Below are 13,731 nucleotides of genomic sequence, written 5' to 3' on the forward strand. Positions count from 1 at the left end.
TTGTTAATATTTATCTTAGTTGCCTTGTGTTTGTAAAATCAGCCAAGTACCATGGGGCGCAATTAAGGTTATGAATGAAAAAATTGATGTTTTCAGGCAGTATAGTCGCGTTAATTACCCCTTTTAACGGCGACGGTGAAATTGACTATGATGGTCTAGACAGGTTAATCCAGTGGCATATTCAATCGGGTACTTCTGCGGTTGTTATCGCCGGTACCACAGGGGAATCACCGACCCTGAGTGATGACGAAAAAGTTGCTTTGGCCAAAGCGGCGGTTGCTATCGCCGCGGGCCGGATAGATATTCTGGTGGGTAATGGCGGTAATAATACGCTGGCATGTGTGCGCTTGACCGAGCGCTTAAATGACACCGGGATCCAGGGCTATTTAACGGTAACCCCGTTTTATAATAAGCCGACGGAGGCCGGGTTGCTGGCCCATTTTAGCGCGATAGCCGGGGCAACCTCCTTACCGGTGATCTTATATAATGTGCCGGGACGTACGTTATGCGATCTCAGTAATGAAATTGTGATCAAGTTATCGGAACTTAATAATGTTATCGCAATCAAAGACGCAACCGCAGATTTAACCCGGGTGGCAGAGTTGCTGGAAAAATGTCGGCAACCCTTTCATTTACTGAGCGGTGATGATGCCACTGCGGTCGAATTTTGTCAGGCGGGGGGGCACGGGGTTATTTCCGTCACCGCCAATGTTGCGGCCAGGGAAATGGCGGCCGTGCATGCGGCCCTGGCATCGGGTGATATAAAAGAGGCGGTATTGCTTGATAAGCAACTGGCAGGTTTACATGAAAACTTATTCATTGAATCCAGTCCCATGGCCGCCAAGTGGGCGTTATATTGTTTGAAGTTATTAGATAATGCCCATTTACGTTTGCCCCTGGTTGATTTGTCGTCAACAGGTAAAAACTGTATTGAACAAACTTTAAAAGATTCTGGTTTATATCCGCAGGAGTGTTAATGAATCGTCGTGTATTTTATTTTTCTTTGCTTGGGCTGAGCCTGGCATCATGTAGTAGTGTCGATAACAAGCGGGCGGCCGGTGATTTTGACTATGCCGAAAAACAAGAAGCTGCTGTGATCACTATACCCGAAGGTTTAAAAAAACCGGCGCAATATAACGATTATTTTGTTTCTGATAAAATCAACCTTGATGGTCCTGTGGGGAGCGATGTCGATGTCAGGGCGCCGTCACTGGTATTGCCGGTCGCTGCTTCTTCACGTGTGGTCAATGATTCAGATAAAGCGATTATCTGGTTTGACAAAGTTGTGGAAGATAAAGATCTGGCGTTATTTATTTACAGCGCCATCGAAGAGCAGCTAAACGGCGATGAAGTTGCCCTGAATGTCGTCGATGCCGAGCAGAAAACCTTTGAGTCTGACTGGTATCACAGTGAAGTTGAGTCGGGTTTTTGGCCCTACAAAACAGTGGAGCAGTCAGAAAGCATGCGCTTTCGCTACCAACTGGAAGCGAAACCTCACGGGCGCAGTGTTTCTTTAACGGTTTCCCTGATTGATTATATGAAGACAGATCAAAGCGGTGGCACCAAAAGCATAGATCCCATTGATCAGCAAAGAGCTGAAATGGCGATGTTAAACGAAATTGTCGCCCAGGTAGATTATAAATACCGTTTGCAACAAAAAGAAAACCGCCTGATGCGGGCCACGCAGCAACTGGTGAGTATCGGTGAAAACCCTGAAGCCGAGCCGGCCTATATCGTTGAAATGAAAACCGACATGTTATGGGCAAATCTGCCGGCTTTCTTTAGCAAGTATGGTTTTGATATTACCGATATGAATGAAGGCAAGAAAATTTATTTTGTCGATTTTGTTAAGCCGGACAACAGCATCTGGGCCACTATCTGGGGGGATGGTATCCCTGTGATTGATATTGATGAAGCCAAGTACCGCTTTGAGCTGGCAGAAATAGAAGATAAAACTTCAGTGACTATCTATGACGCCGATGGAAAGGTGTTGCCGCAGGCAACTTTGACGCACGTATATGATGTGATGGAAGAAGGCTTATCTTTTAGAACGCCTTTATAAATTAAGCTTGCCATTCGCTGAAAAAACTTCGCTCCGGCGAAGTTTTTTTATATATACGACTGAAGGGACTCAGGAGATAGAGTGAAGCAGGGAGCCAGAGCCGAGGATTTATGGTCAACTTACTTGTTCCAGACGTAAGTTAAGTTCCAGCATCCATGCAGCTACTGACGCGATCGCACGGATGCTTGATAGCGGTGATTTTATTTTAATATTTTAAGGGGGCTCTATGCATCCGGCCATTGAACAAACCAAGCAGTGGTTAGCCGAAATTGTTATCGGTTTAAACTTCTGCCCGTTTGCCAAAAAAGAATTTGTTAACGATACCATTCATTACCATGTGTCATCTGCCGGGCGGATAGAACCGGCTTTAGAAGAGCTGATGGTCCAATGTCAATATCTGTCAGAGCACGATGAACTGGAAACCAGTTTAGTCATTTTCAGTACAGGGTTTCGCCAGTTTGAGCGCTACCTGGATTTACTCGACTATGCCAATGAATTATTGGTCGACTCAGGCTATGAGGGAATTTTTCAGCTGGCCAGTTTTCATCCCGACTATTGTTTTGAAGGGGAAGATCTCGACGATGCCGCCAATTATACCAACCGCTCTCCTTATCCGACCATCCACTTGATCCGGGAAGCGAGCATGGAGCGGGTATTGGCGGTTTATCAGCAGCCGGAGGCTATTCCGGAAAATAATATTGCCCTCGCCCATGAAAAAGGGGCAACATATTTTAAAAACGTGCTTAAGCGCATCAAAAAACAATAAACACGCCTCCTGGCTTGTTGATATTTAAGTGTTTTACACAAGAGTGCTTTACGCTTGAAACACTAGCGGGCTTGTACATGATTGGCCCGGATGAGCAATTTTTAATTAATTCCGGTATAATGGCGACCTGTTTACCCTGAGTTATTCATTTTTCAGTGAGTTTTCCCGCGTTGCGGGCAACTTTTTTATAGGATAAGAAGTTTCGTGGATAAAGATTCAATTGTACAAATTGGCGGTAATATCGAAAGTGCGCTAAAGGGTCATTATCATCTTGATGTTAAAAACGTGCTGGAAGAAGCCTGGCGTTTGACCCGGCATTCCCGCGGCCCCATCAATGGCGGTTTAAGCCTGGTTTTCCTGCTGGGGATGTTGGTATCCCTGCTGCTTACCCAGTCTTTAGGCGGCGTTGAAAAGGTCTTTGATGATCCCCAGGCGGGTTTGATCCTCAATATAGTGATCACTTTAGTGCTCTGGCCTTTTATTGCCGGCATTGAAATGATGGGGGTATTGCATGCCGTGGGTTTAAAAACCCAGACCAAACTGACTTTTGCCTTTTTACGGCGCGGCAGCTGGGTCGCACTTTGTGCTTTGTTGACTTCTTTGCTGATCAGCATAGGTTTACAGCTGTTTATTTTGCCCGGGATCTTTTTGGCGGTCGCTTTATCCCTGACCATACCTTTAGTAGTGGAAAAGCGCATGTCGCCGTTAAATGCTATAGTGTTGTGTGTAAAGGCGACACGCTTTCAATGGTTTAAACTTTTCAGTATCTACCTGGCATTAATGTCTGTGCTGATGTTGATTGCTTTACCTTTGATATTGCTGGCACAGTCGAGTATGTCGATCATTGCCATCGTATTTTTCTTATTTGGTTTGTCTTATCTTGCACCTATGTTCTATAACACCAAAGGGATCTTGTATCGTGAAATTTTCGGGATGAAATTAAAAACAGCTGCGGCTGACGTCAATTCAACCGATAATATATTTTCAGCCTGAGGGTCAGAATGAAAGGATCATTAATTGTTAAAGTATTATTTTTAGCCATGTTTGCAGCCGTATTACTCGCCCCTTTTACTTTTTTAAAACCGGTGACTTCGGTTCCTGTGATCACAGAGGAGCAGATCCCCCCGGAAATTGTCGTGCCGCAGGTAGAGCAGGCCAGGCATAATGTTAGCTTGCCTGATTTTGCCGCGATCAGCGATGTTAAAGAAAAGAAGCGCCAGTTCTTTGATTTTCTTCGTCCCGCGATTATCAAGGAAAATAACCGATTAAACGATATCCGCAACCAGTTGTTGGCCCTTAAAGTGAAACTTGCCATGGGCGCCGAGCTGGGGGCCCAGGGCAGTGCGTTATTGGCAGATGTCGGCGAGAAATACCGTATCGACCGCAAGTTATCCCTTAAAGCACAAGTGGATGAATTATTGCTAAGAGTGGATTTAATGCCGGTGTCCCTGGTATTGGTCCAGGCTGCCAATGAGTCCGCCTGGGGTACATCCCGCTTTGCCCGTATCGGTTTAAACTTTTTTGGCCTCTGGTGCTACCGTCCTTCCTGCGGCATGGTGCCTAACGGCCGGGTATCCGGTGCTACCCATGAAGTTGCCGCGTTTACCTCGATAGATCAGGCGGTGCAGCGCTATATTCATAATATCAATACCAATGCTGCCTATGATGTTTTCCGCTCTATCAGGGCGCAGCTGAGGCTGGAAAAACAGCCTTTGCGGCCTGAAATCCTGGCAACCGGTTTAGTGCCTTATTCCGAGCGCGGCTCAGATTATGTGCTTGAGCTGACGAATATGATCCGTCATAACCAGAGTTACCTGGAGCCGACAGAAGCTGATTAAGCGCAGGGAACTCTATTCCGATATCATAAGCCGTTAATATCTGGTATTAACGGCTTTTTTATGGCGATTTACCGGTACTTGTAGTGTTAACGGCAGTGGCAACCGCTCTGATGCCCTCATTAGAAAGTATTATTGCTGGATAAGAGCGACTTAAGATCAGCAAACCTTTCGCTAGCCTTAAAGATATTTCTCCCAAGCGCGAAGAATCGACATTAGCGACAACGAAGCCCGTTTTTGGACTGTGGTATTGGAGGTGTAGCTAGCTGGGCCGGTATCTGTGTCCGGACCGTTTTAAACGGAAGAGGGGAAATTGTGTATTTGTTGGCAGGAGTGCAAGTTACTAAAGTCAACAGGGGCAATTTACAGAAAGTTAGCTTATTAATTATTGGACGGAGTGTTTCCTCTTTTATAGCCGCATAAATTCAAGTATGGCCGCCTGGCAGCCGTACTTGATAAATGAGTTTTTAGGAGAAGAAGGCAAACTTGGCAATGAACAGCAGTGCCAGGAAGGTGACGCTCAGGTTCAGTTCGTTCAAACGGCCGCTAAAAATACGTACCGCAGCATAACTGATAAAACCAAAGGCGATGCCCTGGGCGATAGAGAAAGTCAGCGGCATGGTTACCAGGGTGACGGTAACCGGTACTGCTTCTGATAGATCACTCCAGTCGACATTGATTAATCCCGCGAGCATCAACACAGCCACGAAGAATAAAGGACCAGCGGTGGCATAAGCCGGGACCATGGCCGCCAACGGTGAGAAAAATAATGCGCACAGGAATAAAATACCCACGATAACGGCGGTAAGGCCTGTTCTGCCGCCGGCGCTGACACCTGCGGTACTTTCTACATAACTGGTCGTGGTTGAAGTACCTAACATACTGCCGGCAACGGTTGCGCCGGAATCTGCAAGCAGGGCTTTACCCAGGCGGGGCAGGGTACCGTTTTTGTCTAACAGGTTGCCTCTTTGGGCGACGGCAATCAGGGTGCCTGACGTATCAAATAAATCCACGAATAAAAAGGCAAAGATCACACTGAGCATACCTACTTCCAGCGCGCCGGCAATATCGAGCTGTAAAAAGGTTGGGGCAAGCGACGGCGGCATAGAGACCATGCCGGTATAGCTGATGTTGCCTGCGATGAGGCCTATGAGGGTGATCACTAAGATGGAAATCATGACGGCGCCGTTTACGCCGCGATTGGCCAGGCCGACAATTAAAAATAATCCTAAGGCGGCAAGGATGGGCTCAAGTGTAGTGACAGAGCCTAAAGTGACAAAGGTTGCCGGGCTGTCGACGACGATACCGGCATTTTTCAGGGCGATAAACGCCAGGAATAGACCGATACCGGCGGCAATACCAAAACGGAGCGAATGGGGAATGCTGTTGACTATCCACTCCCTGATATTGACCAGGCTTAAGATCACGAAGACGACACCGGATATAAAAACGCCGCCAAGGGCGACCTGCCAGCTATAACCCATTTCCAGTACAACCGTGTAGGTGAAAAAGGCATTCAGGCCCATGCCGGGAGCCAGGGCGATGGGGTAGTTGGCGATAAAGCCCATGATAAAGCAGCCTATCGCTGCCGCCAAACAGGTTGCAACAAAAACAGCCCCTTGATCCATACCGGCATCTGCCAGCATTGCCGGGTTGATAAAAATGATATAGGCCATGGTGAGGAAAGTGGTAAAACCGGCAATAACCTCCTGTTTGACCGAGGTTTTATGGTCTTGTAGCTGGAACAACCTTTCTAACATATTTAAAGCTCCGTATTCATATAGTTATTATCTTTGTGATCCAGGACAAGATTCGCTGGAAAGTCCTGAGCTACTGTAGGGGGATTTTGCCGTTGTGGCAATAGGCGTTAACCGATTAAGGTTGTTTTTTGACACTTGTGACAAGAAATGTTGTTTTGTTAACCAGTTTTAGGAACGAGCGTTATTGTTTTAAGGTGTTGAAAATAAAAGAGATGTTTGTATTTTTGTGATTTTTTTTGCAGGATTTTTAAGCGCTGTTTTTTTCTGCAATCAGCAGTGCCAGGATCTCTCTTTTAGCACTGCTGTAATGTAATAAATGTAAAATAAAATTCTATAAATTGTTAATGTCGAAGTACTGGACTTCGGTACCTGTGCCGGAAGAAGAGATCTCTTCTGAGCTGTATTCGTATTCTTTTCGTTCGCCGCTGCGATCTATGGCCAGGTCTTTAAAACCATAAAGCGCTTCATCCGCCAACTGGCTCGGGCTGACATTTTGAATGGACTTAAAAATGCTGTATACCCGTTGAGGATGCTGTCTGTCCCATTCGTTCAGCATGGCTTTAACATTCTGGCGCTGAAGGTTTTCCTGGGAGCCGCATAAATTGCATGGGATGATGGGAAATTCCCGCTTTTCGGCGTAGCTGATCAGGTCTTTTTCCCGGCAGTAGGCCAACGGGCGGATCACTATATTTCTTTTATCATCAGAGAGTAATTTCGGCGGCATCGCCTTTAAGCGGGCACCGTGGAACATGTTTAAAAACATGGTTTCAACGATATCATCCATATGGTGGCCCAAAGCGACTTTGGTGGCGCCGATTTTTTCTGCAAAAGAATACAGGGTGCCGCGGCGTAATCTTGAGCACAGGCCGCAGGTAGTTTTGCCCTCGGGGATCTTCTCTTTGACCACACTGTAGGTGTCTTTATCTATGATGTAGTAAGGCACGCCTAAGCTTTTAAAATACTCGGGCAGAATATGCTCGGGAAAGCCAGGTTGTTTCTGATCCAGGTTAACCGCGATAACATCAAATTTTATCGGCGCGACTTGTTTGAGTTTCAGCAAGATATCCAGCATAGCAAAAGAGTCTTTACCGCCGCTGATACAGGCCATGATGACGTCGCCGTCTTCGACCATGTTGTAATCGACGATGGCATTACCAACATTTCGCCTGAGTTTTTTCTCCAGTTTGTTGAATTCTACGGACTCTTTATTTACATCTTGCTGATTCATCGTTCAATTTCATCGTATCCCGTTGAGGGGATAGTTGACCTTTTTTGTACTGACTTTGGATATTAGGCGGGGATTATAAAGTGATTTTGTCTTTTCTTAAATGATTAGCATCAATTAATTGTTCGGGCTGCTGGTCGGGTGGAGTCGGTAACGTCCGGGGCGCTGTAGCTATTGCCATATCAGCCAATAAGCTAAGGGCTTATTGGCTGATATTGATAAGCGGCTTTATGAGGCCAGGGGAGAAATATAACCTTCGGGTTTGAGTGCCAGTACGTCGCAATTAAGCCGGTCGATGACATGTTCGGCGGTATTGCCGATCAGGGCCGCAGATAAGCCGGTACGGCCGATAGTGCCCAAAATCACCAGTTCAGCATCCAGGCGTTGTGATACCCGGTCGATCACGTCTTCCGGCAAGCCTTCTTCGACCCGGGTATTTTCCGGCGGTATTTCAAACTTGGCGGCATGCTCGGTCATGGCTTCTTTATGATGCTGCAGCATGCTGTCGTTATATTGGCTGGAATTAAACTCCGGAATTTCTATGGTGATATTGACCGGGGTACCGGGAAAAGAGTTCACCAGGTGGACATTGGCCTGAATAATTTTCGATAAATTGACCGCTTCTTCGGTAATTTTATGGTTCAGCGACTGGTGTTCGCTCTCATCGCTGCCGACATTGATTGCCGCCAGGATATTACCGTTTTTCGGCCATTGATGATCTTTAACCAGCAGTACCGGACTGGGACATTTGCGAAGCAGGTGCCAGTCGGTGGGGGTGAAAATAACCGATTTTAATTTATCGTGCTGATGGGTACCCTTGATCACGATATCATATTTGTCATTAAGCACATGCTCGACAATGGCTTCAAAAGGACGGTTATGCCAGATCACTTTCGTTTTGATGGTCAGATCATGGGTTTCTATAGCGCTGATAACATCGTCGAGCCAGATTTCCCGGTCGCTGATCACGGATTTTCGCATGACTTCACGCTCTTCACTGGAAAGCATAGTAGTCATTTCATAGGAAAAATCAAAAATACTGACAAATGCCGTGATCACGGCTTTGGTATGTACGGCTAATTCGATGGCGCGCTTGAGGGCTTTTTGTTCGTGGGTGGTTGGATCTATGACCACCAGGATATTCTGATACTTTTCCATCATCGGCTCCATATGCTTAAAAAGGTATATGCCATTATAATGCGATAATAACTATGATTATTAATTGTTTTAAATCAAGTTATTATCGAACGCTATAATGACAATATCACCTACAAGCATAGACTAAAACCCCTGTGCGGAAAAATATTCCTGGCGGCGCTGAGAGGTAAGCCGGGCTATTCCTTAAGTAAGGCCGTTTCGTTTAACTGGTCGATATCCAGGATGCGGATCAGCTTACCGTCGACATGGATCAGGCCGTTTTTATGGAAACGATTAAGCAAGCGGCTGATGGTTTCAACCGTTAAGCCGATATAGTTGCCGATGTCGCTGCGGGTCATGGTCAGGCGAAACTCCGATGACGACAGGCCGCGGGCATGGTAGCGCTGGCTTAAGGTCGCCAGGAAAGTGGCAACCCTTTGTTCGGCATTTTTACGGTTTAACAGGGTCAGCATATCCTGATCTGTTTTAATTTCATTGCTCATCAGGCGCAGAATTTGTTTTTTAAGCTTGGGCATGGAATTAGACAGTGAGTCCAGGGTGTTGTATGGGATCTCACACACCATAGCGGTTTCCAGTGCCTGGGCGAAACTTGGGTGTTCGGTATTGGCAATGGCGTCAAATCCCAGCAGGTCGCCTGCCAGGTGGAAGCCGGTGATCTGCTCTTCACCCTGCTCGTTGACGGTAAAGGTTTTAAAGGTGCCCGAGCGCACTGCGTACAAAGATTGCAGCGTTTCGCCGTCGTGGAATAAGTTATCACCTTTGTGGATTGGACGCTTACGGTCGATAATATTGTCCAGGGTATCTAGCTCTTGGTCGTTTAAGCTAAAAGGTAAGCATAGTTCACTGATACTACAGTTTTGACAGTGAATATGTTGACTTTGACCACATTGTTTATTGTACATAATAGATGATAATCCTTGCTGCCGAATACTCAGGTTATGACCTAAGTATAACCTATGGGCGCATGGTATTAGAACACCAGTCTTGATGCAACCAAAAGACTGTAAATACCATAAAGTATTATAAAAAAGGCCATGATTTTACGGAAAATATTATTAATCAGCAGTTGTTTGACTGTGATCATGCCAAAGGACATGGTCACTAATGCCGGCAGGGTGCCTAAGCCGAAAAAAAACATGATAGCGGCGCCGTTAAAAGCGCTGCCGCTGGCCATTGACCAGGTCAGGGTGGAATAGACCAGGCCGCAGGGGAGCCAGCCCCATAAGCCGCCAAGTGCCAGTGCCTTGGTGGCGGTGTCTACCGGGATCATTTTTTTACTGAGCGGCGAGATGCGCCGCCATAACCCTTTGCCCAGCGCCTCGATACGGTTAAGCCACATCAGCCATTGGCCCATATAGAGTCCCAGCAGAATTAAAAAGACTCCGGCTACCAGGCGTAATCCGTTTAACGGCATACCGGCATTGCGGGCGGCAAAAGAGCCGGTAAAGCCGATTATGGCGCCAATCAGGCTATAAGAAGCGATACGGCCGAGGTTATAACAAAGCACCAGTATGGTTTTGTTGGGTTTTGGCGGAAGTGGAGAGGCTTGTTGCGGGGCTTGCGCCGGCTGTACAGTTATGACTTGTGCCTGGTTTTGCTTTTGTTTTGCCTGATTGGCGGGCAGGGCGGAAGTAAGCATAGTGGTGATGCCGCCACACATCATCACGCAATGTCCCGCCCCTAAAATACCGATAAAAAAAGCCGAGATCAGATCCAGGGTCATTCAGCTGCTCTGTTGTTATCGCTGGCTTTATCCGTTTTTAGTTGTGAGTCTTCCTGCTGTGATGACGGCTCGGCTGCTTGTGCCTGTTCATCTTGGCCTTTTTCTGCGGAGCGGGTTTCATCCTCGAATAAAATGCTTAAACCTTGCTTTTCCAGGTCGTCGAACTGTTCGGTTTTAACCGCCCAGAAAAACAGATATATGCCCAATGCGGTCAACAAGACCGCGATCGGGATTAACACATAAATGACACTCATTACTTTAACAGCCTTAATGAATTGGTGATAACCAAGATAGAGCTGGCAGACATGCCGATCACCGCCATATAAGGGGTGATCAAACCGGCAACCGCCAACGGTAATACTATGGCATTATAACCGAATGCCCAGGCATAGTTCTGGAAAATAATCTTGCGGGTTTTGATTGCCAGGGTTTTTAAGGTACTGACACTGCTCAGCCGGTTACTTAATAAGATGACATCGGCGCCGCTTTTGGCAACATCTGTCCCGCTGCCCATGGCGATAGAGACATGGGCTGCGCCAAAGACCGGGGTATCATTAACGCCGTCGCCGACCATAGCCACGGTATGGCTTTGCTGCTCGGTTTTGATGATGGCCATTTTATCTTCTGCGCTTAAGCCGCTGCTTACCTGGTCCAGGGGCAGCTGGCGTGAAACCGAGTCACAGCCGCTGGCGCTGTCGCCGGAAAGCATCATGGTTTTAGTGCCAATTTCTTTAAGCGCAGAGAGTAATTGCCCGGCATCTTCGCGGATCTTATCTTCCAGGTAAAATGCGGCGATAAGCTCATCATCGGCCATCAAGACACATTGTGCGTCCCGGTATTGCTCCAGCTCTTTGGCGGACAGTAGCCAGCTGACTTTGCCCACCCGGTAGCTTTTGCCGTTGACCATACCTGAAATACCGGCCTCCGGATGTACCTTGGCATCACGAATCTGGTAGGAAAAATCTCGGTATTGTGCAAAAGGTTTTGCCAGCGGATGCTGTGAATAGGCTTCAAGCGCGGCGGCAATTTTAAGGGCTTGCTCCTGATCTTGCCCATCGCCGGTGCCGGGCAGTGCTACCCGGGTAATTTCAAATTCACCCGTGGTGAGCGTACCGGTTTTATCAAAGGCGTAGCAGTCTATCTGGGGGATGGTTTCCATCACATGGCCGGATTTCACCATGATGCCGTCGCGGTTTAACCGGGTGGTGCCGCAGGTTAATGCCGTTGGTGTGGCAAGGGATAAGGCGCAGGGGCAGGTGGCCACCAATACCGATAAGGTGATCCAAAACGCTTCCTCGGGCATATGCTGGTGCCAGTAATAGGCGGTGCCAATGGCGGTTAATAAAATAATGGCCACAAAATACTGGGCGATTTGATCCGACAGTCGTGCCAGTTTCGGTTTATGGGCCTGGGTACTTTCACTTAAACGAATGAGCTGGCTTAAAAAGGAATGGTTGACGTCCTGTTTCACTTCCATGGTTAAATTGCCGTCGCCATTGATGGTGCCGGCAAAGATGTTATCGCCAACCCCTTTATCCAGCGGCAATTGCTCGCCGGATAACATGGCCTCATTCAACTGGCTTTGGCCGCTGACGATAGTGCCGTCCGCCGGGACCACTTCACCCGGTTTGATAATGACTTTATCTAAAGCCTGTAAGCTTTTTGCGCTCACCAGGACTTCTTTGCTGTTGTTATCTTCAAGCTCAAGTTTCGTGGCGGTCATGGGCATGAGTTTGAGCAGGTTGGCGGAAACTTCTGCTGCCCGGGCACGGGCGCGAAATTCGAGAAATTTGCCCACCAGCAACAAGAAGGTAAACATGGATACCGACTCAAAGTACACTTCGCCTTGCTGGCTGATGGTGGCCCAGCCGCTGGCAATAAAGGATAAAATGATGGCGATCGAGACCGGCACATCCATCGACAGGCGTTTGAGTTTTAAGGTATTTACAGCGCCGAGATAAAAAGGGAAGGCGCCGTAGGTCACCACAGGTATGGTTAACAGGAAACTGGCCCAGCGCAGATACACCAGGTTATGGGCGGACATATCAGAAAAGGCGCCAAAATAGAGGCCGATGGCGATCATCATCACCTGCATCATCAGGATACCGGAGATGCCTAAACGTTTGATAAAGGCCTTGGATTGCGCCTTGTTTTTCTCTTCCACCAATGAAGCTTTAAAGGGCAGGGCATGGTAGCCGATGCTGTCCAGGGTGGATAAAATTTCACTGAGTTTAACTTTGTCATCCGCCCATTGTACCCGGGCCCTTTGGGTGGTGGCGTTGACATTTACCGAAATCAGTCCCGGAACTTTGTCCAGCTGCATTTCAATCAACCAGGCACAGGCGGCGCAGCTGATACCATCGACGGTTAAAATCGCCTCTTTGCTGTTTTCGTCCTGGTAAATAAAGTCATGCTGCAGGTTTTCGTCATCGAGTAGCTGATGGCGCTGCAATTGCTCCGGTACCAGGGCCGCGCCTTTATTGGCGGGCTCGGTGCGAAAACGGTAATACTCGGTGAGGTTATTGTCGACGATGGTCTGGGCCACCGCCTGACAGCCGATACAACACATCACTTGCTGGATTTGTTCGATACAAACACTCAGCTCTACGCCTTTAGGGACAGGCTCGCCACAATGATAACAACTGCTGGACATTAGTTTGCTTCGGTAACGTCGGGTACTATCTCTATGGTTTCAACCCGGGGTAAGTGCAGGGTGTCCTGTATCTTCCAGTGATTTTCAAACGGGGTAATGGTAATTTTCCATTTGCCGCTTACTCTTTGCTCCAGGGCTTGGCGAAAATCGCCATTACCGTCGGCGGTCAGCACCAGGGAAAAGTCCTTCTCTGCCAGGGTGGCGTGATGAAAATTGACATTAAGCAGCGGAAATTCTTTTTCTATGCCGGTCGGGCTTAATACCAGGCTGTCATCCGTCAGGGTTAAATTAAAACGTATTCCCAGTTTTTGTGCCTGCTTGATTTTACCCAGTTCAAGGTTAATGGCTTTGCCTTTTTTATAATAGTCGCCGATCACCAGGGCGTCGGGTTCATGGTTGGCAATGATATAGGTGGCAACACCGGCAACGATAGCGATGGCGGGCAGGGTAAAGATCAGCCAGGCCCAGGGTTCTTTATACCAGGAAGTTTTCATTATTTCGAAAGGTTTATCTGCTTAATACGAGGGGGATATTGTACTGTTTTTCTTC

General features: G+C 47.5%; 13 protein-coding genes. 5 read left to right on the forward strand and 8 right to left on the reverse strand.

From position 1 onward, the window contains the following. The first annotated feature begins 74 nt into the window (after positions 1-74). The 5 genes from dapA (at position 75) to QL234_RS30785 (ending at position 4,666) form a co-directional block, all read left to right on the forward strand. The gene (dapA, locus tag QL234_RS30765) at positions 75-977 is read left to right on the forward strand and encodes a 4-hydroxy-tetrahydrodipicolinate synthase (RefSeq protein WP_281561550.1); all 903 of its coding nucleotides are present in this window, start codon (positions 75-77) and stop codon (positions 975-977) included. After that, positions 977-2,062 carry an outer membrane protein assembly factor BamC gene (bamC, locus tag QL234_RS30770; RefSeq protein ID WP_281561551.1) on the forward strand — a complete coding sequence of 362 codons (1,086 nt, stop codon included), beginning with the start codon at positions 977-979 and terminating at the stop codon, positions 2,060-2,062. The genes dapA and bamC overlap by 1 nt, the downstream gene beginning before the upstream one ends. 226 nt (positions 2,063-2,288) lie before the next feature. Then, the gene (locus QL234_RS30775) at positions 2,289-2,828 is read left to right on the forward strand and encodes a DUF1415 domain-containing protein (protein WP_281561552.1); all 540 of its coding nucleotides are present in this window, start codon (positions 2,289-2,291) and stop codon (positions 2,826-2,828) included. 204 nt (positions 2,829-3,032) lie between these two features. Then, positions 3,033-3,821 carry a hypothetical protein gene (locus tag QL234_RS30780; RefSeq protein ID WP_281561553.1) on the forward strand — a complete coding sequence of 263 codons (789 nt, stop codon included), beginning with the start codon at positions 3,033-3,035 and terminating at the stop codon, positions 3,819-3,821. An 8-nt stretch (positions 3,822-3,829) separates the two neighbouring features. Further along, complete coding sequence (locus QL234_RS30785) at positions 3,830-4,666, forward strand: glucosaminidase domain-containing protein (RefSeq protein WP_281561554.1); 837 nt, start codon at positions 3,830-3,832, stop codon at positions 4,664-4,666. A 464-nt stretch (positions 4,667-5,130) separates the two neighbouring features. On the opposite strand, the gene QL234_RS30790 is transcribed toward QL234_RS30785, so the two are convergent. The 8 genes from QL234_RS30790 to QL234_RS30825 all read right to left on the reverse strand — a co-directional run bounded on the left by QL234_RS30790 (position 5,131) and on the right by QL234_RS30825 (position 13,676). Next, positions 5,131-6,423: an NCS2 family permease gene (locus QL234_RS30790; protein WP_281561555.1), complete on the reverse strand. Its 1,293-nt coding sequence runs from the start codon at positions 6,421-6,423 to the stop codon at positions 5,131-5,133. A gap of 331 nt (positions 6,424-6,754) precedes the next feature. After that, complete coding sequence (gene ttcA / locus QL234_RS30795) at positions 6,755-7,651, reverse strand: tRNA 2-thiocytidine(32) synthetase TtcA (protein WP_281561556.1); 897 nt, start codon at positions 7,649-7,651, stop codon at positions 6,755-6,757. A 225-nt stretch (positions 7,652-7,876) separates the two neighbouring features. Further along, complete coding sequence (uspE, locus tag QL234_RS30800) at positions 7,877-8,806, reverse strand: universal stress protein UspE (RefSeq protein ID WP_281561582.1); 930 nt, start codon at positions 8,804-8,806, stop codon at positions 7,877-7,879. Positions 8,807-8,982: 176 nt separating this feature from the next. Next, entirely contained in the window at positions 8,983-9,708 is a 726-nt protein-coding gene (fnr, locus tag QL234_RS30805) for a fumarate/nitrate reduction transcriptional regulator Fnr (RefSeq protein WP_281561557.1), read from the reverse strand. A gap of 68 nt (positions 9,709-9,776) precedes the next feature. Further along, a complete protein-coding gene (locus tag QL234_RS30810; RefSeq protein ID WP_281561558.1) occupies positions 9,777-10,529 on the reverse strand; it encodes a sulfite exporter TauE/SafE family protein in 753 nt (250 codons plus the stop codon). Beyond that, positions 10,526-10,783 (reverse strand): cbb3-type cytochrome oxidase assembly protein CcoS, encoded by a 258-nt coding sequence (gene ccoS / locus QL234_RS30815; protein WP_281561559.1) that lies wholly within the window; start codon positions 10,781-10,783, stop codon positions 10,526-10,528. Before ccoS ends, QL234_RS30810 begins: the two co-directional genes overlap by 4 nt. Next, on the reverse strand, positions 10,783-13,182 hold the full coding sequence (locus QL234_RS30820) for a heavy metal translocating P-type ATPase (RefSeq protein ID WP_281561560.1): 2,400 nt from the start codon (positions 13,180-13,182) through the stop codon (positions 10,783-10,785). The genes ccoS and QL234_RS30820 overlap by 1 nt, the downstream gene beginning before the upstream one ends. Further along, the gene (locus QL234_RS30825) at positions 13,182-13,676 is read right to left on the reverse strand and encodes a FixH family protein (RefSeq protein ID WP_281561561.1); all 495 of its coding nucleotides are present in this window, start codon (positions 13,674-13,676) and stop codon (positions 13,182-13,184) included. The genes QL234_RS30820 and QL234_RS30825 overlap by 1 nt, the downstream gene beginning before the upstream one ends. Between the last annotated feature and the right edge of the window lie 55 nt (positions 13,677-13,731).

The sequence above is a fragment of the Thalassomonas sp. RHCl1 genome (assembly GCF_947387555.1).
Classification (GTDB): Bacteria; Pseudomonadota; Gammaproteobacteria; order Enterobacterales; family Alteromonadaceae; genus Thalassomonas.

What these genes read in the sequence shown, in the direction of transcription:
- uspE (WP_281561582.1), bottom strand. Translation starts at nt 8,806, where the DNA reads ATGGAAAAGTATCAGAATATCCTGGTGGTCATAGATCCAACCACCCAC.
- QL234_RS30810 (WP_281561558.1), bottom strand. Translation starts at nt 10,529, where the DNA reads ATGACCCTGGATCTGATCTCGGCTTTTTTTATCGGTATTTTAGGGGCG.
- QL234_RS30785 (WP_281561554.1), top strand. Translation starts at nt 3,830, where the DNA reads ATGAAAGGATCATTAATTGTTAAAGTATTATTTTTAGCCATGTTTGCA.
- QL234_RS30825 (WP_281561561.1), bottom strand. Translation starts at nt 13,676, where the DNA reads ATGAAAACTTCCTGGTATAAAGAACCCTGGGCCTGGCTGATCTTTACC.
- QL234_RS30790 (WP_281561555.1), bottom strand. Translation starts at nt 6,423, where the DNA reads ATGTTAGAAAGGTTGTTCCAGCTACAAGACCATAAAACCTCGGTCAAA.
- QL234_RS30775 (WP_281561552.1), top strand. Translation starts at nt 2,289, where the DNA reads ATGCATCCGGCCATTGAACAAACCAAGCAGTGGTTAGCCGAAATTGTT.
- ccoS (WP_281561559.1), bottom strand. Translation starts at nt 10,783, where the DNA reads ATGAGTGTCATTTATGTGTTAATCCCGATCGCGGTCTTGTTGACCGCA.
- QL234_RS30820 (WP_281561560.1), bottom strand. Translation starts at nt 13,182, where the DNA reads ATGTCCAGCAGTTGTTATCATTGTGGCGAGCCTGTCCCTAAAGGCGTA.
- dapA (WP_281561550.1), top strand. Translation starts at nt 75, where the DNA reads ATGAAAAAATTGATGTTTTCAGGCAGTATAGTCGCGTTAATTACCCCT.
- fnr (WP_281561557.1), bottom strand. Translation starts at nt 9,708, where the DNA reads ATGTACAATAAACAATGTGGTCAAAGTCAACATATTCACTGTCAAAAC.
- bamC (WP_281561551.1), top strand. Translation starts at nt 977, where the DNA reads ATGAATCGTCGTGTATTTTATTTTTCTTTGCTTGGGCTGAGCCTGGCA.
- ttcA (WP_281561556.1), bottom strand. Translation starts at nt 7,651, where the DNA reads ATGAATCAGCAAGATGTAAATAAAGAGTCCGTAGAATTCAACAAACTG.